A 16698-nucleotide genomic window follows, 5' to 3' on the forward strand; every position below is an offset into this window, starting at 1 on the left:
GCGCGCGCCAACTCGCCCGTGCGCTCGCTCAGTGGCGGCGAACGCAACCGCCTGCTGCTGGCGCGCCTGTTCGCGCGACCGGCCAACGTGCTGGTGCTCGACGAGCCGACCAACGACCTGGACATCGACACGCTCGAGCTGCTCGAAGGCCTGCTGCAGGACTACGACGGCACCGTGTTCCTCGTGAGCCACGACCGCACCTTCCTCGACAACGTGGTGACCAGCACGATCGCCTTCGAGGGCGACGGCCGCTGGCGCGAGTACGAGGGCAGCGTGGAAGACTGGCTCATCCAGTCCAAGCGCGCACGCGAGATCGCCGAGCAGCGCCTCGCGTCGGCACCACCGCCGCCTCCAGCCGCCGCACCGGCCCCGGCGCCCGCGGCTGCACCCGCCGCAGCCCCCACCGGCGGTCCCCGCAAGAAGCTCTCTTACAAGGAGCAGCGCGAACTCGAAGCCCTGCCCGCGCAGATCGAAGCCCTCGAAGCCGAGCAGAAGCGCATCAGCGAAATGCTCGAGCTCGACGGCGGCGCCATCTACGCGAGCGACGCCTCCCGTGCGGTCGAGCTGAGCGAGCGCCACGCCAAGATCGACGACGAACTGCTCGCCGCACTGGAGCGCCAGGAAGAACTCGGCGCCGGGCGCTGAGCGCCGTCTTCCTGCGCCGGTTGGCCGCCCGTCCCACCCACGGCGGGCGCCAACTCGGCTATACATGCGGCACCGCCTTCCCAAGCCCCCGGAAAGACCCCGCCGCATGCCTTCCTCTTCCTTCCACGCGTTGGTCCGCCGCAGCGTCGCGCTGCTGGCCCTCATGGTGCTCGGCGCCTGCGCGCAGCTGCCGAAGGAGGTGGACCGCCCCGTCTCGACCGCGCTCGCCTCGCCCGACGGCACGGCGCTGGCCACGCTGCTGCGGGAGCGCCGCAACGCCGACAAGGCGCGCTTCGACTCCGGCTTCCTGCTGCTCGGCGGCCCGCAGGCCGCCTACGGCAGCCGACTGGCGCTGATCGAGAACGCACAGAAGACGCTGGACCTGCAGTACTACGCCATCCACGCCGACGCCAGCACCGGCCGGCTGGTGCGCGGGCTGCGCGCGGCGGCCGAGCGCGGCGTGCGGGTGCGCATCCTGCTGGACGACTTCCACACCATCGGCCGCGACGCGCTGGTGCTCGGCCTGGCCTTCATTCCGAACATCGAGATGCGGCTGTTCAACCCGCTCGCGGGCTCGCGCGGCACCGGCTTCAACCGCATGCTCAACGCCATCGGCGAGGTCTCGCGCATCCAGCAGCGCATGCACAACAAGCTGTTCCTGGCCGACAACGTGATGGGCGTGACGGGCGGGCGCAACCTGGGCGACGCCTACTTCGGCAATGCCCTCACCGGTAACTTCGTCGACGTCGACGTGCTGGCGGCCGGCCCGATCGTGCAGGACCTCTCGCGCAGCTTCGACAGCTACTGGAACAACGAGCGCGCCTACCCCGTGCAGTCGCTGGTCTCGCGCGAGGAGTTCCAGCGCATCCGCGACCGCGCGCGCCGCATCGACCAGGAACTCAGCGACGAAGCGGCCGAGGCGCGCAACCAGCCCAAGGCCCCGGACGGCGAACCGCGCCCCGGCGCCGGCCCCACGCCCGAGCAGCGGGCCCGCGCCTGGGACGAGAAGCCGCTCGACCTGCGCAGCGCCGCCTTCGTCTGGGCCCCGGCCCTGATGCTGGCCGACGCGCCCGGCAAGATCCCGGCCGACAGCGGCCCCGGCGCGGTGCGCAACCCCGACCTCGTGGTGAGCCGGCCCGAGCTGCCCTCGCGCAGCGCCACCGCGCTGGCCGACCTGGCCTCCAGCGGCGACACGGTGGTCGAAGGCCTGCTGCACCTGATCGGCCAGGCGCGCACCGACCTGCTGATCATCTCGCCCTACTTCGTGCCCGGCCCCGACATGCAGCAGGCCTTTGCCGCGGCGCGCACGCGGGGCGTGCGCATCCGGGTGCTGACGAATTCACTGGCCTCGAACGACGCGCCCATCGCCCATGTCGGCTATGCGCGCCACCGCAAGGCGCTGCTCGCCGCGGGCGTGGAGTTGTACGAGCTGCGCAGCGAACAGGCCGACTTCGGCAATGTGTTCGGCTCCTCGGGCGGCAGCGGCGCGGGCAGCGTCAGCGGCGAATCGCGCGCGATGCTGCACTCCAAGGTGCTGGTGATGGACGGCCGGCTGCTGGTGGTCGGCTCGATGAACCTGGACCTGCGCTCGCAGCTGCAGAACACCGAGATCGCGCTGCTGATCCGCAGCGGCGAACTCTCGCGCATGGCGGCCGAGCAGATCGAGCGCGGCATGCGCGAGCGCGCCTGGCATGTCGAACTCGCGCAGGGCACGCTGGTGTGGCACGCGCCCGAGGGCAGCGGCCTGCAGGACACGGACACCGAGCCCGACGCGAGCGCCACGCTGCGCTTCCTGCTGCGGCTGTTCGGGCCGCTGGCGCCGGACCAGTTGCTCTGACGGTCCGGTTCGACCGGCTCAGTGCTTGTGCTGGTGCGCACCGCCCGCCGCGGGCGCAGCAGCAGCGGCGCCCTCCGGTGCACCGACCGGCAGCTTCAGCTCCAGCGTCGTCTTCGCGCCCTTGGCGTCCTCGAACTTCAGGGTCATGGGCACGGTCGCGCCCTTGGTCATGGCGCCCTTCAGGTCCATCAGCATCACGTGGTAGCCGCCGGGCTTGAGCTCGACGGTCTTGCCGGCCGGCAGCTCGAGGCCGCCCGCGAGTTCGCGCATGCGCATGGTGTCGCCTTCCATCTTCATCTCGTGCACCTCGGCCACGCCGGCGGCGGGCGTCGAGATGCCGACCAGCTTCGTGCCCGTGGGCGCGGTGAGCTTCATGAAGGCGCCCGTGCCGCTCTGGCCCGGCACCGACTGGCGCACCCAGGCGTCGCGCACGTCGACCGTGGCCACGCCCTGCGCCACCACGTCGAGCTTGGCCGCGGGCTTCTTCAGGCCGGCCGTGGTGCTGCCCGCGGCGGGCACTTCGGCCCAGTCGACGCTGCCGACGTCGCAGTCCTGGCGCACCTTGAACCACAGCGGGCCCGGCGTGGCGGGCACCTTGCCGCGCAGCACGAACTCGCCGCGCTCGCTGCCGGGCAGCGCGTTCTGCGGCGTCTCTGCCGTCCAGCGCACTTCACCTTCGGCGCTGCCGGCCTTGGGCGCGTCGAGCTTCCAGCCCTTGCGCGCCTGGGCGTCGGTGAGCACGAAGCCCTTGGGCAGGCGCACCGCGAGGCCGGTCGTGGCCTTGGCGCCTTCGCAGGCGTGGCCGACGCGGAAGGCGGCGTTGTACTCGCTGCCGACGGTGGCGCCGCCCGGGGGCAGGCTCACGTGGGCGCCGGCGGCGCCGGCACCGGCCAGCAGGGCGCAGGCGGCGAGGGTGTGGAACGTAGGGGTCGAAAGCTTCGTCATGGCGTGTGTCCTTGGAGAGGAAAAAGTGAGGATCAAAGGTCGAACTTGAGTTCGGCCACGAAGGTGCGTTGCGGGTACGGGTGGAAGGCCCAGTAGGTGCGGTTGTTCAGGTTGTCGATGCCGACGGCGGCGCTCCACTGGCGGTCGATGCGGTAGCGGATGCGCGCATCGACCACGAAGAACTTCGAGAAGCCCATGAAAGCCATGCCGTTCGGGTCGCTGTTGTCGAGCGTGCCGTACTGCCGGCCGCTGTAGCGCGCGCCGACGGTGTAGCTCCACTTCGCGTCGGGCCGGTAGGTGGCGAGCAGCGAGGCGCGCACCTTGGGCACGCGCGGCTGGTCGCGCCCCACGCTGGCCGGGAAGCCGCGGTTGGCGGTGATCTTCGAATCGGTCAGCGTGAGGCTGCCGCCCAGGTCCAGCCCCTGGATGCCCGCGTCGACCGTGTTGATCGCCACCTCCAGCCCGCGCGTGCGGATGGCATCGACGTTCTGCACGGTGCTCACGAGGTTGGTGAGCGCCTGGGTGTAGAGCGCGTCCTTCGTGTGCTCGAAGAACAGCGTGGTGCGCAGCACGCCGTCGACGCCCCAGCGCTTGAGGTCGCGCTCGGCACTCAGCTCGGCGGTCCACGAACGCTCGGGGCGCAGGTCGGGGTTGGTGTTGACGATGCGGTTGCCCTCGATCGAGCCCTGGTAGAGCTCGCTCACGGTGGGCATGCGCACGGCGCGCCCGACCGAGGCCTTGAAGTGCCAGTCGGGCGTGGCCTGCCAGGCGAGCGCGGCCTTGGGCGAGACGAAGCTGTTCTTGCGCGGCGCGAAGTCGAGCAGCCGCGCCGCGTTGCCGAGCTGGCCGCCGTACGCCTCCCAGCGCTCGTGGCGCAGGCCCAGCGTGGTCTTCCAGTCTTTGGCGAAACGCCAGGTGTCCTGCACGTAGAGCGAGCGCAGTCGCGTGTTGCCGTTGAAGGCAGAGAACGGCGACACGGCCGGCCCGCCGATCCAGTCGCGCGTGTTGCCGATGGCGCTGCGCAGCCGTGCGGTGTCCTGCTGGACGCCGAAGTCGACCACGTGCGCGCCCACGCCTTCGGCCGAGCCGGTGGGCCGCCAGGTGCCCGCGGCCTTGAAGGTGTGCCAGCCGGTGCCGCCCATGTCGGTGGTGCGGCCCGGGCCGCCGTAGAAGGCGCCCGGCAGCGCCGTGGTCGGCGTGCGCGAGGTGTCCTTCGCGTAGTCGAACAGGCTCGCCGCCACCTCCCAGTCGAACACGCCGCCCGTGTGGCTCTTCACCGAGAGGCCGTGCATGTAGTGCGTGAGCGCCGTCTCGGTCGGCGCGAAGGCGGCGGCCGGCGTGTCGAGGTTGTAGGTGCGTCCGCCGAGGTTCACGCGCCCGCCGTACACCGGCAGGCCGAGCGCATCGCGCAGGTACGTGTCGGTGCTGCCGTGCGTGGTGTTGTGCCAGGCGCCCAGCGTGTAGGTGGCGCGCACGGTGGGCGAGAAGTCGTAGGCCAGCTTGAGCTTGGCCTGCTCCTGGGTGGTGTCGTAGGCGGTGATGCCGCCCAGCAACCACCACGGCTGGTTCGACGGGTTCAGCCCGAGCACCGCGCCGGTGACGGGCGTGCCCGCGCTGCCTACCGTGCCGGCGCTCACGAGCCGGTTGGCGAACGACAGCGACTGCCCCTTGCTGTGGGTGCGCGAGGCGCCGAGCCACCACGACCAGTCGCCGCTGCGGCTGCCCAGCGACAGGTCGAGCTGCTGGCCGCCCGGCGACGAATGGCTGTTGTACAGGTCAAAGTTCGAGGTGAAGCCGCTGAGCTTGACGTGCGCCTCGAGCTGCGTGGGCATGCGCGTCACGTAGTCGACCACGGCGCCCACCGAGTTGCCCGGGTAGGCGGCCGAGAACGGCCCGTAGAGCACGTCGACGCGCTCGATCTCGTCGGGCGACACCATGCCCCAGCGCGGCGCGAAGGTGGCGCCGTTGCCCAGCGGGTTCGACAGCATGATGCCGTCGGCGTAGACCATCGCGCGGGCGCTGTTGCCCGTGCCCGAGGCGCGCGTGGCCAGCACCGCGTGGTTGAAGTCGCCGATGTAGCGCTTGCGCACCAGCAGGCTCGGCAGGTACTTGAGCGCGTCTTCGGCGTCGGTCGCGTTGACCGTCTCGGCGATCTGCTCGGCGGTCACGCCTTCGATGGTGGTGGGGATCTGCGTCGGCAGCGAGGTCGGCCGGCCACCGCTGATGGTGACGGTACCCAGCGTGCGGCCCGGGGCGGCCGCAGCGCCGGCCTCCGGCGGATCAATGTCCGGCGGCGTTTGCTGCTGCGCCCACACCGGCGCGCTGAAAGGAAATGCCATGGCGATCGCCAGGGCGCGGGAGTGCTGCTTCATGGGGAACCGGCTCCACGAACTTCAAGCCAAAGGGACTGCCTGCGCGCACCCGGGGTGCACCGACAGACAGCGCTGTTGCTGATCGCTCAGGCGGAACGCGGAGGCCCACGGGCCGGAAGCGGCGCGGCCGTGGCCGCGGCATGGCGCGCGGCGGGAATGGGTTGAAGCACGCGCCCCAGCGGCAGGGGCGCATCGAACGCGGCCGCCAGCGTCGGCGGGGGCGGTGCGCCGGTCAGCACGCACAGCGGGCAGTCCATGTGCGTGGCGCCCATGTCCTGCACGCCGTCTTCGGTGTGCACCACCACCTTGATGGTGCCGGCGCCAGAACACACCAGCTCCATCGCCTGCGGATGCACCACCGGCGACGCCACCGCCACGCCCAGCGACAGCATGAACCACAGCAGCACCCAGCGGCCGAGACGGCCGATCAGGCGGGGGTGGGGGCGCAGCGTGTGCATGGCGGTCGCAATTATCGGCGCACTTTGCTGTTGGCGGCCTTGGGGGCGGCACGGGGTGCGGCCTTGCCTTTCGGCGCGGCAGCGGCTTTGGCGGTCGGCTTGGCCCCGCCCTTCGCGGTCGCCTTCTGGCCAGCGCCCTTGACTGCCTTCTGCCCCTTGACGTTCTTGCCACCGCGCACCGCCTTGCGGGCTGGCGGCTCGGGCGCGGCGAGCGCCGGCATCGGCAGCGCCTGCTGCGCCTGCGCCTCGGTGAGCACCGGCGTCACGGTGAAGCCGCGCGCCGCCATCAGCGTGGGCAGGCCCTGCGCGCCGACCATGTGCAGCGCGCCGACCGCGGCGAAGGCGCTGCGCCCGCCCGCATGCAGGCGCTCGATGCCGTCGGCCAGCCCGGGGTTGCGGTCGTCGAGCAGGCGCTTCATGAGGCGCTGCTCGGCCGGCGTGTTCAGGCACTCGCACCACTCGGCGTAGCGCGCCAGCCGGGCCGCGTCGCTGCGCGCCCAGACATCGGCCAGCGTCTTGAGCTGGCCGCGCAGCCGGCCCGATTCGAGCTCGTCGAGCATGGCGTCGATCTGCTCGGCCTCCTCGGCCTCGGAGCCGCCGGTCAGCCAGCGCAGCTGGTCGGCCGCGTTCTCGAGCGCGACGATCGGCTTGTTGCTGTTGCGGGCCGAGACGGCCAGCGTCTCGTCGACGCCGAACTCCGCATACAGGCCGTCGGCGCGCGCCGCCAGCGCGGTCAGCGCCGTCACCTGCAGGATGGGCGGCAGCCGGGCGGTCGAGCCCGGCGACACGCAGGCCTCGGCGTTCTGGCGCTCGAGCCGGCGGGCGCGTTCGCCGCTGAGCACGCGCGCCACCGCGGCCGGGTCGGCCGGCTGGCTCAGGGCGCGCACCGTGGCGTCGTCGCGCGAGTCGAGCTCCAGCGCGAGCGTGTCGCTCTGCGCCAGCGCCTTCTGCACAGTGGGCCCGGGACGCACCCATTCGCCGCGCCCCAGGTGCAGGGTGCCGTAGAGCCACGAGGTGCGGCCGTCGCGCTCGATGCGCCACAGCAGGCCGCGGTCGATGCCGTTGCGCAGGCCGATGCCGGGCTTCTCGAGACTCGCGATGGCCGAGGGCGGGCAGGCGGCGGCGTGGGCCGCGACCGCGATGAAACAACCACCGACGGCCGCGAAGGCCTGGCGGGTCAGACGTGCAAGAAGGCGCTGGGGCGCCGGCCGGTCGGTGCCGCGCGACAGCAGGCGCAGCGGTGCGACGAGGGCTCGGAGTATCCGCAAGGCGAGCTCCATGATTGAAAGAAAGTCCGGCATTCTCACAGCACCGCTGCCCATAATCCAAAACCATGCAAAGCATCTTTCACCTTGCCTTCCACGTGCGCGACCTGGACGGCGCTCGCCGCTTCTACGGCGACGTGCTGGGCTGCGCCGAAGGCCGCAGCACCGACACCTGGGTCGACTTCGACTTCTTCGGCCACCAGATCTCGCTGCACCTGGGCGAGCCCTTCGCCACCACCCGCACCGGCCGCGTCGGCGATGCGATGGTGCCCATGCCGCACTTCGGCATCGTGCTCGCGCTGCCCGACTGGCAGGCGCTGGCCGGGCGCCTCGAAGCCGCCGGCACCGAGTTCGTGCTGAAGCCGCAGGTGCGCTTCGAAGGCCAGCCGGGCGAGCAGTGGACGATGTTCTTCTGCGATCCCTTCGGCAACCCGATCGAGGTCAAGGGTTTCCGTTCGCTCGACACGCTCTACGACAAGTGACCCTGCGCCCGCCCGTTCCCGCTCTTCGGGCGCCTCGGGCGGCCGCGTCCCTCCTCGGCCCGGCCGCGATCGCATTGGCCGCGCTGCTGGGTACCCCGACGGTCCATGCGCAGCAGGAGTGCGAGCTCAACGGCCAGCGCGTGAGCCCCGCCGACGGCAACAGCACCGCCGGCAAGACCGGCCTGATGCGCTGCAAGGACCGCGGCACCGGCGAGCTGCAGCGCGAGCAGCAGGTGCAGAACGGCGTCTTCATGGGCCTGGTGCGCTTCTATGAAAAGGGCAAGCTCGCGCGCGAGCACACCATCAACGCCAAGGGCAACATGCACGGCCGCGCGCGCGAGTTCGCGCCCGGCGGCCAGGTGCTGCGCGACGCCACGTACGACGACGGCCAGGAGCGCGGCCTCGTGCGCAGCTTCTACCCTGGCGGCCAGCTGCGGCGCGCCACCTTCTACCCCGACCGCGGCACCGAGCGCGCCATGGTCGAGTTCACCGAGCGCGGCCAGATGTCGATGCTGCGCTGCGCCGAAGCGCCGGTGCTGGCGCCGGTGGCCGACGATGCCAGGCTGTGCGGCTTCACGGGCGGGCCGTCGAACGTCGACCTGTTCGACGCGCGCGGCACGCTGCGCTCGCGGCTGTCGTACCAGGCGGGCAAGCGCGTGCGCACGCAGGAGTTCTACGACAACGGCAAGCCGTCGGTGGTCGACGAGACCACCGGCAACCGGCGCGTGGAGCGCAGTTTTTCGTCCGAGGGCGTGAAGCGGCGCGAAACCGTGTGGCTGCTGGTCGGGCGCTCGTCGATCCGCCAGCGCGAGCAGGAGTTCTCCGACCGCGGCTCGCTGGTGCGCGACCAGCGCTGGAACGCCGCGGGCGAGCCCCTGAGCGACGACAGCTACCACCTCAACGGCCAGCCGCGCAGCAAGGCCGTCTACAGCGGCGCCGGCAGCGAGCGCACGGTCGACGTGACCGAGTTCTACGACAGCGGCCAGCGCGCCGCACAGGGCCGCTACCTCGCGCCGGGGCGTGGCCGGCAGGTGCCCGTGGGCACGCACCAGCGCTTCAATGAAAAGGGCGAGCTGCTGGCCGAGTCGAGCTTCGACGACAAGGGCCGCGTGACGCGCGAACGCAGCTGGGACGAGAACGGCGAGCTGCAGCGCGACGACGAAGTCTTCGAAGACGGCTCGCGAAAAGCGTTCGCCCGCTAGGACGAACGCCCCTGGGCGGCATCAGTCCAGCTTGATGCCGGCCTGCTTGATGATCGGGCCCCAGCGCTTCGACTCCGCGCGCGACAGCGCCGCGAACTGCGCCGGCGTGCCGGGCATCGCTTCCATGCCGAAGTCGTCGAAGCGCTTTTGCACGGCCGGCGTGCTGAAGGCCTTGTTCAGGTCGCTGTTGAGCTTGTTCACCACCGCGGCGGGCAGGCCGGCCGGGCCGAGGATGCCCTGGAACGCGAACACCTCGGTGTTGGGCACGCCCACTTCGGCCAGCGTCGGCACGTCGGGCAGGCGCTTGCTGCGCGCGCCCGAGCCGATGGCCAGCACGCGCACCTTGTTGCCCTGCATGATCGGCAGGCCCGAGGCCAGGTCCAGGAACATGCACGGCACCTGGCCGCCCATCACGTCGGCCATGGCCGGCGCCGCGCCGCGGTACGGGATGTGGGTGATGAAGGTGCCGGTGCGCGCCTTGAACATTTCCATCGCCAGGTGGTGCGGCGAGCCGTTGCCCGGCGAGGCGTAGTTGACCTTGCCGGGGTTGGCCTTCACGTAGGCCAGGAACTCCTTGAAGGTCTTGGCCGGGAAGTCCGGGTGCACGACCAGCGCGAGCGGGAACTTGCCGATGGCGCCGATGTAGGTGAAGTCTTTCTCGGGGTTGAACGGCAGCTTGGTGAACAGGTGCTCGTTGAAGGCCAGCACGGCGTTGTCGGCCGACAGCACCGTGTAGCCGTCGGGCTTGCTCTTGGCGACCAGGTCGGCGCCGATGTTGGTCGACGCGCCGGGGCGGTTGTCGACCACGATCTGCTGGCCCAGCGTCTGGCGCATGGCCTCGGCCAGCACGCGCGCGATCACGTCGGTGCCGCCGCCCGCGGGGTACGGCACGACCCACTTGATGAGCTGCGCGGGGTAGTCCTGTGCGTGGGCGAAGGGGGCTGCGGCCACGGCGGCGCCGGAGGCGAGCGTGGCGAGAAGGGTGCGGCGATCCATGAGATCAATCTCCTGTTTTTTGTTCGGAAGCGGACAGCGATGGTACGGGCAGCGCGCGCAACGCGTCGGCCAGCGCGGCGCGGCAGCGCGCCTCGTCGCCGACCTGCTCGAACAGCAGCAGCGCGAGCCGCGCGAGGAACAGCGATTCGCGCTCGGCGCCGGCCTCGGTGATGGCGCGTGCGCACTCGGCGTACAGGCGGTCGCGGGCGTCGGGGTGGAGCGAGGGAGCGGAGGTCGTCATGCGGGAATGTCCTGTGAAGTGGCGACGGCCGCGCGCGCCAGCGCGGCGGGCAGCGCGCCGGCCGGCAGGCGGTGCCAGCGCGCGGCCACGTGGCCGTCGGGGCGCAGCAGGTAGACGGCGCCATCGCCGGCGCCGAGCGCGGCGAAGACGGCGGGGGACGCCTGCGCATCGGCGCGGTCGCTGCGGTCCAGGCTGGCGATGGTGCGCACCGCGAAAGGCAAGGCGCCTTGCCGGGCCTGCGCGATGTCGGCGTCGGGCAGCGGCGCCAGGTCCGGCTGCAGCACCAGCAGCGTGAACACCGGGCCGATCCAGTCGGTGAGATGGCCTTGCGCGAGCGGCTGCTCGGGCATCGCCTCGCCCGGCAGTGGACCGGCGGGCAGCGCATCGCCCACACTCGACAACGCCGAATCGTCATAGCGCACGGCCTGCGTCTGGCGCGGGTTGATGAGCTGCGCGATGCCGCGGTGCGCCTCCGACAGCGACAGCGCCGCCTCGCGCAGCAGGTCGAAGCCGCGCGAGGGCGGCGACATGAACTCGGTGCTGCGCATCGCGCTCTCGGCGTTGATGTGGAAGGCCGCGATGCGCTCCTGCGAATACGAATCCAGCAGCGCCGGGCCCGACAGGCCCTGGGCCACGAAGGCCAGCTTCCAGGCCAGGTTGTCGGCGTCGTCGAAGCCCGAGTTGAGCCCGCGCACGCCGAAGATCGGCATCGCGTGCGCCGCGTTGCCCGCGAACACGACGCGGCCGTGGCGGTAACTGTCGAGCGTCATCGCGCCGGCGCGGTACACCGAGGTCCACACCGTCTTCCACGGCAGGTGGCCTTCGCCGATGGCGTCGAGGTGGCGCTGCACGAACTCGGCCACCGCCGCGGGCTGCAGCGCGTCTTCGGTGCTCTGCCCGGCGCGCAGCTGGTAGTCGATGCGCCAGATGTCGTCGGGCTGGCGGTGCATCAGCACGGTCGAGCCGGGGTTCCACGGCGGGTCGAACCAGGCGCGGCGCTCGGTCGGATGGTCGCTGTGCAGCTCGATGTCGATGATCACGTAGCGGCCTTCGTAGCCCGTGCCCTCCAGCGCCAGCCCGAGCGACTTGCGCACGAAGCTCTGGCCGCCGTCGCAGGCCGCGAGCCACTGGCCACGCAGGCGGTAGGCGCCTTCGGCGTTGCGCACGTCGAGCGTCACGCCGTCGTTGTCTTGCGCGAGCGCGGTGAGCTCGGTGCCCCAGCGGATGTCGATGAGCCCCGGCGTCGCGGCGTTACGGCGCTCGATCTCGTCCAGCAGGTACTGCTCGATGTAGTACTGCTCCAGGTTGATCATCGGCGGCAGCTTCTGCTGCGCGGCCTGCGGCATCTCGAAGCGGAACACCTCGGCCGTCTTGTAGAAGCTGCGCCCCACGCTCCACGGCAGCCCCTTGCCCAGGAAGGCCGGCAGCGCGCCCAGGCGCTCGACGATCTCCAGGCTGCGGCGCGAGATGCAGGCCGCGCGGCTGCCCACGCAGACCGTGTCGTCGGCCTCGAGCACCACGCAGCGCACGCCGTGGTTGGCGAGCCCCAGCGCCAGCGCCATGCCCACCGGGCCGCCGCCCGCGATCACGACGGGGTGGCGGCCGGGCTCCATGCCGTCGGCGCCGAGCGACGGCAGCCGGGGCGCGAAGCGCGTGTAGTGGAAGGCGCCGACCGAGGGCGGCAGCGCGGTCGCGCAGGCTGGCGGCGGCACGGGGCCGGTGGCGGCGTCGGCGGTACGGGTGGTGGTCATGGAACGGGATTGTCCCGATGCACCGCCCGCGCCAATGTCATAACTTCGTAGGAGGTATTTACCCTAGTTCTCCTTCGAAACCCCATGAAACGCTGGCGCCTCCACCCCGCCGCCGACGCGCTGTTGTCGGCCGCCGTCGTCGGCGACGTGCTGGCGGGCATCGGCACGCCGCACCTGGCGGCCAGCTGCCTGGCGGCCATGCACCGCGTGATGCCCGTCACCTTCTGCACCGTGTTCGGCGTCGACGCCACCGGCCGCATCGAGACCGTGTCGGCCGCCAGCAGCTACGGCCACACGGCCGAGCGCACCGCCGAGCGCTACGTGGCGCAGCGCTTCGACCGGCTCGACCCCCACATGGCCTGGCTGGCCGCGCGCAAGCTGCCGAAGCGCGCCCAGCTGTGGATGGGCCACCAGCACGGCGACGAGGTGGCCGACCCCGCCTACCGCGCCGCCTGCTACGGCGACGTGGGCATCCGCGAGCGCAGCTCGGTGCTGTTGCTGCGCCCGAGCGGCCAGCGCGTGGCCGTGAGCTTCTACCGCAGCCTGGCGCAGCCCGAGTTCGGCGAGACCGACTTCGGCGTCATCGCCGCCCACGCCACCCTGCTGGCCGACGCCGCCAGCGCCCACAGCCGCAGCGCGGCGGCCGTGCACGAGGCGGCCGCGCCCACCCTCGCCTCGCGGCTCCTGACGCTGAGCCTGCGCGAGCGCGAGGTGATCGGCCACCTGATGGCAGGCCGCACGGCGAAGGAAACGGCGCGCGTGCTGGGCGTGGAACTCAGCACGGTGCGCACGCATCAGTACCGGGCGTTCCGGCGGTTGGGGATTCGGACGCAGAAGGAGTTGCTGCGGGGGGCGATGCCCGCGGCCGTCACGGCATCGTGACGATCTGCCGGATGGCCTCGCCGCGCTGCAGGCGGTCGAAGCCCTCGTTGATCTCCTCGAGCTTCAGGCGCCCGGTGAGCAGCCGGTCCACGGGCAGCTTGCCCTGGCGGTACAGCGCGATGAAGCGCCCCAGGTCGCGCCGCGGCACGCAGCTGCCGAGGTAGCTGCCCTTGAGCGTGCGCTCTTCGGCGACGAGGTGCCAGACCGGCGTGTTCAGCGTCTGGATGGCGGCGGGCAGGCCCACGGTCACGGTGGTGCCGCCGCGGCGCGTGACCTTGTAGGCGAACTCCAGCGCCTTGGCCGAACCCACCATCTCGAGCGCATGGTCGACGCCGCCCTCGGTCATGTCGCGCAGCCGCTTGGCCGCGTCGGGGTCGCTGGCGTTCACGCTGTCTGTGGCGCCCAGCGCGAGGGCGAAATCGAGCTTGTCCTGCGCCAGGTCGACCGCGATCACGCGCGCGGCGCCCGCCGCCAGCGCGCCCATGAGCGCGGCCAGCCCCACGCCGCCGAGCCCCACCACGGCCACGGTCTGACCCGGCCGCACCTGCGAGGTGTTGACCACGGCGCCGACGCCGGTCACCACCGCGCAGCCGAACATGGCGGCGATCTCCAGCGGCAGCTCGCGGTCGATCTTGTGCAGCGAGCGGCGCGACACCGTCGCGTACTCGGCAAAGGCCGACACGCCCACGAAGTGGTCCATCGGCTCGCCGCGGTACGACAGCCGCCGCGCGCCGCCCAGCAGCGTGCCCGCCACGTTGGCCGCGCCGCCCGGCTCGCACAGCGCGGGCCGGCCCTCGGCGCACGGCGCGCAATGGCCGCAGCTCGGCACGAACATCAGGATCACGTGGTCGCCCGGCGCCAGGTCGGTCACGCCCTCGCCCAGCGCCTCGACCACGCCGGCCGCTTCATGGCCCAGCACGATCGGCGTGCGGCGCGGCCGGTCGCCGTTGAGGATCGACAGGTCCGAGTGGCACAGCCCCGCGGCCGCGATGCGCACCAGCACCTCGCCGGGGCCGGGCGGCGCCAGCTCGACCTCCTCGATCTCGAGCGGTCGGCTCTGGGCATAGGGCGCGGGGGCGCCGAGGCGCTGCAGGACGGCGGCACGGACTTTCATGGGGTCTCCTTGGGTTCGGTCAGGCGATCAGGACTTCGCTGCGGCAACCAGCGGGCACTTGCTCTTGGACAAGGGCTGGAAGGCCTTGTCGCCGGGGATCGTGGACAGCACCGTGTAGTAGTCCCACGGGTACTTCGACTCGGCGGGCTTCTTCACGCTCACCAGGTACATGTCGTGCACCATGCGGCCGTCAGCGCGGATCGTGCCACCCTGCGCGAAGAAGTCGTTCACCGACATCGCCTTCATCTTCGCGGCCACGGTGGCGCCGTCGTCGGTGCCCGCGGCCTGCACCGCCTTCAGGTAGTGCGTGACCGCCGAGTAGGCGCCGGCCTGGATCATCGAGGGCATCTTCTTCATGCGCTCGAAGTAGCGCCGCGCCCAGGCGCGCGACTCGGGCGTGCGGTCCCAGTAGAAGCCGGTGGCGAAGGTCATGCCCTGCGCCTGCGCCAGGCCCAGCGCATGCACGTCGTTGATGAACATCAGCATCGGCACCACGCGCTGCTTGGGCGACACGCCGAACTGCCGCGCCGCCTTGACGGCATTGACCGTGTCGCTGGTGGCGTTGGCCAGCGCGATGGTGTCGGCCCCCGAGGCCTGCGCCTGCAGCACGTACGACGAGAAGTCGCTCGCGTTGAGCGGGTGGAACACGCTGCCGATCACCTTGCCCTGCAGCTCGCCGACGAACTCGGTCATGTTGGCGGCCATGGCCTTGCCGAAGGCGTAGTCCACGCCGATCAGGTACCAGGTCTTGCCGCCCTGGCGGCTCACGCCCTGCGCGGCGCCGTTGGCCAGCGCATAGGTGTCGTAGGTGTAGTGGACCGAGGTCGGCGCGCAGGCTTCGTTGGTGAGCGCCACCGAGGCGCCGCCGGTGTTGATCGACAGCTTCTGCCGCTCGCGCGCCAGGTTGACCACCGACAGCGCGACGGCCGAGTTGTTCATGTCGAAGATGGCGTCGACGCCGTCGCGGTCGTACCAGGTGCGCGCCAGCGAGGCGCCGATGTCGGCCTTGTTCTGGTGGTCGCCCGAGACCAGTTCGATGGGCCGCCCGAGCACCTTGCCGCCGAAGTCCTCGATGGCCATGCGCGCGGCCTCGACCGAGCCGCGCCCCGCGGTGTCGGCGTACAGGCCCGACATGTCCGACAGCACGCCCACGCGCACCTTGTCGTCGCTGAGCTTCTGGGCGGCGGCCTGCCCGGCCAGCGCCATGCCCATCCCCACCCATGCGCACAACGCGCGCCCCGCCAGCTTCGGCATGCCCATGGACCTGTCTCCTTGCAGTGAACGGATCGCTGCATCCTAGGCAGCGCCCGCCGCGCAGGGTTGGGCTTTGCGGAACGGGGGCTTCCGGCCAGCCGAACGGGGAGAAACCCCGACAGGGCCTGCGTCAGCCTTCGGCGGCGGGTTCCGGCGCGGTGCCGGTGTCGGTTCCGGCCTGCGGCTTGGTGAGCGACACCGGCGCCTCCACCGGCCGCCCCGCCGTCGACACGATCTCCTGGTCGATCGCGCCGAACAGCGAGCGCCCGTCCAGCCCCTTCATCTCGATGCGGATGGTGTCGCCGAACTTCATGAAGTCGGTGGCCGGCGCGCCGTCCTGGATGGTCTCGATGCAGCGCTTCTCGGCGATGCACGAGTAGCCCTTGGGCCATTCCATGCGGCCGTTCTTCTCGACGCCCTTGTTGCTCACGGTGCCGCTGCCGACGATGCTGCCGGCGCGCACGTTGCGGGTCTTGGCGATGTGGGCGATGAGCTGGCCGAAGTGGAAGGTCATCTCGGGGCCGGCGTCGCACAGGCCGACCTTGCGGCCGTTCCAGCTGCTTTGCAGCGCCAGGTGCACGCGCCCGTCCTGCCAGGCCTCGCCGAGCTCGTCGAGCGTGACGGCCACGGGGCTGAAGGCGGTGGCGGGCTTGCTCTGGAAGAAGCCGAAGCCCTTGGCCAGCTCGGCCGGGATGAGGTTGCGCAGGCTCACGTCGTTGGCCAGCATCACGAGGCGGATGCCGTCCAGCGCCTGCTCGGGCGTGGACCCCATCTTCACGTCGCCGGTGACGACGGCGATCTCGGCCTCGAAGTCGATGCCCATGGCCTCGCTGGGCACGATCACGTCGTCGACCGGGCCCAGGAAGTCGTCGCTGCCGCCCTGGTACATGAGGGGGTCGGTGTAGAAGCTCTCGGGCACCTCGGCGTTGCGCGCCTGGCGCACCAGCTCGACGTGGTTCAGGTAGGCCGAGCCGTCGGCCCACTGGTAGGCGCGCGGCAGCGGCGCCATGCACTGGGCAGGGTCGAAGGGAAAGGCGTGGCGCGCGCGGCCGTGGTTGAGGGCGTCGTACAGGTCCTGCAGCTGCGGGCTCATGAAGCCCCAGTCGTCCAGCACCTGCTGCAGCCGGCTCGCGATGCCGGTGGCGTAGTGGGCGAGCGTGAGGTCGCGCGAGACGACGACCAACTGGCCGTCGCGCGAGCCGTCCTTCAGGGTGGCGAGTTTCATGGTGCGGGCGTGAGCAAGAAAAAGGGCGC

Annotated in this window: 15 protein-coding genes (1 of these 15 only partly in view); 5 read left to right on the forward strand and 10 right to left on the reverse strand. The window is 71.5% G+C overall.

The annotated features are described in order from the left end of the window. Together FFI97_RS21905 and FFI97_RS21910 are read left to right on the forward strand one after the other, a co-directional pair. A protein-coding gene (locus tag FFI97_RS21905; protein WP_139701331.1) for an ATP-binding cassette domain-containing protein crosses the window boundary here: on the forward strand, positions 1–645 show its final stretch. 1263 nt of this gene lie to the left of the window's left edge; only the last 645 of its 1908 coding nucleotides appear in the window; the start codon falls outside the window, past its left edge; the stop codon is at positions 643–645. A 106-nt stretch (positions 646–751) separates the two neighbouring features. Continuing rightward, positions 752–2482 carry a phospholipase D family protein gene (locus tag FFI97_RS21910; protein ID WP_139701330.1) on the forward strand — a complete coding sequence of 577 codons (1731 nt, stop codon included), beginning with the start codon at positions 752–754 and terminating at the stop codon, positions 2480–2482. Between the two features lie 18 nt (positions 2483–2500). Here FFI97_RS21910 and FFI97_RS34350 read toward each other — a convergent pair whose 3' ends face one another. From FFI97_RS34350 to FFI97_RS21930, 4 genes are all read right to left on the reverse strand, one after another. After that, on the reverse strand, positions 2501–3427 hold the full coding sequence (locus FFI97_RS34350) for a copper chaperone PCu(A)C (RefSeq protein ID WP_139701329.1): 927 nt from the start codon (positions 3425–3427) through the stop codon (positions 2501–2503). Positions 3428–3459: 32 nt separating this feature from the next. Continuing rightward, positions 3460–5799, reverse strand: coding sequence for a TonB-dependent receptor (locus FFI97_RS21920; RefSeq protein WP_139701328.1), 2340 nt, complete (start codon positions 5797–5799; stop codon positions 3460–3462). An 86-nt stretch (positions 5800–5885) separates the two neighbouring features. Continuing rightward, positions 5886–6257 carry a DUF2946 family protein gene (locus FFI97_RS21925; RefSeq protein WP_139701327.1) on the reverse strand — a complete coding sequence of 124 codons (372 nt, stop codon included), beginning with the start codon at positions 6255–6257 and terminating at the stop codon, positions 5886–5888. Positions 6258–6268: 11 nt separating this feature from the next. Continuing rightward, positions 6269–7525 carry a TraB/GumN family protein gene (locus FFI97_RS21930; protein WP_144004507.1) on the reverse strand — a complete coding sequence of 419 codons (1257 nt, stop codon included), beginning with the start codon at positions 7523–7525 and terminating at the stop codon, positions 6269–6271. Positions 7526–7590: 65 nt separating this feature from the next. Here FFI97_RS21930 and FFI97_RS21935 point away from each other — a divergent pair, with 65 nt between their 5' ends. Then, a complete protein-coding gene (locus FFI97_RS21935) occupies positions 7591–8004 on the forward strand; it encodes a VOC family protein (protein ID WP_062482861.1) in 414 nt (137 codons plus the stop codon). Between the two features lie 74 nt (positions 8005–8078). Beyond that, positions 8079–9206: a toxin-antitoxin system YwqK family antitoxin gene (locus tag FFI97_RS21940; protein ID WP_260685104.1), complete on the forward strand. Its 1128-nt coding sequence runs from the start codon at positions 8079–8081 to the stop codon at positions 9204–9206. A 21-nt stretch (positions 9207–9227) separates the two neighbouring features. On the opposite strand, the gene FFI97_RS21945 is transcribed toward FFI97_RS21940, so the two are convergent. Genes FFI97_RS21945 through FFI97_RS21955 form a run of 3 tightly spaced genes read right to left on the reverse strand, consistent with a single transcriptional unit; the run spans position 9228 to position 12194 of the window. Continuing rightward, complete coding sequence (locus tag FFI97_RS21945) at positions 9228–10202, reverse strand: Bug family tripartite tricarboxylate transporter substrate binding protein (protein WP_139701326.1); 975 nt, start codon at positions 10200–10202, stop codon at positions 9228–9230. Between the two features lie 4 nt (positions 10203–10206). After that, positions 10207–10443: a hypothetical protein gene (locus FFI97_RS21950; protein ID WP_095746954.1), complete on the reverse strand. Its 237-nt coding sequence runs from the start codon at positions 10441–10443 to the stop codon at positions 10207–10209. Next, complete coding sequence (locus FFI97_RS21955; RefSeq protein WP_144004508.1) at positions 10440–12194, reverse strand: FAD-dependent monooxygenase; 1755 nt, start codon at positions 12192–12194, stop codon at positions 10440–10442. The genes FFI97_RS21950 and FFI97_RS21955 overlap by 4 nt, the downstream gene beginning before the upstream one ends. A gap of 84 nt (positions 12195–12278) precedes the next feature. Here FFI97_RS21955 and FFI97_RS21960 point away from each other — a divergent pair, with 84 nt between their 5' ends. Next, positions 12279–13076 carry a helix-turn-helix transcriptional regulator gene (locus FFI97_RS21960; RefSeq protein ID WP_139701325.1) on the forward strand — a complete coding sequence of 266 codons (798 nt, stop codon included), beginning with the start codon at positions 12279–12281 and terminating at the stop codon, positions 13074–13076. On the opposite strand, the gene FFI97_RS21965 is transcribed toward FFI97_RS21960, so the two are convergent. The 3 genes from FFI97_RS21965 to FFI97_RS21975 all read right to left on the reverse strand — a co-directional run bounded on the left by FFI97_RS21965 (position 13063) and on the right by FFI97_RS21975 (position 16669). Further along, positions 13063–14190, reverse strand: a complete 1128-nt coding sequence (locus FFI97_RS21965; protein ID WP_139701324.1) for a zinc-dependent alcohol dehydrogenase family protein — start codon at positions 14188–14190, stop codon at positions 13063–13065. The genes FFI97_RS21960 and FFI97_RS21965 overlap by 14 nt on opposite strands. Before the next feature lie 27 nt (positions 14191–14217). Next, a complete protein-coding gene (locus FFI97_RS21970; protein ID WP_409574646.1) occupies positions 14218–15402 on the reverse strand; it encodes an ABC transporter substrate-binding protein in 1185 nt (394 codons plus the stop codon). Between the two features lie 172 nt (positions 15403–15574). After that, positions 15575–16669 (reverse strand): fumarylacetoacetate hydrolase family protein, encoded by a 1095-nt coding sequence (locus FFI97_RS21975; RefSeq protein WP_139701322.1) that lies wholly within the window; start codon positions 16667–16669, stop codon positions 15575–15577. Positions 16670–16698 lie beyond the last annotated feature (29 nt).

This window comes from Variovorax sp. KBS0712 (assembly GCF_006323185.2).
GTDB lineage: Bacteria > Pseudomonadota > Gammaproteobacteria > Burkholderiales > Burkholderiaceae_C > Variovorax > Variovorax boronicumulans.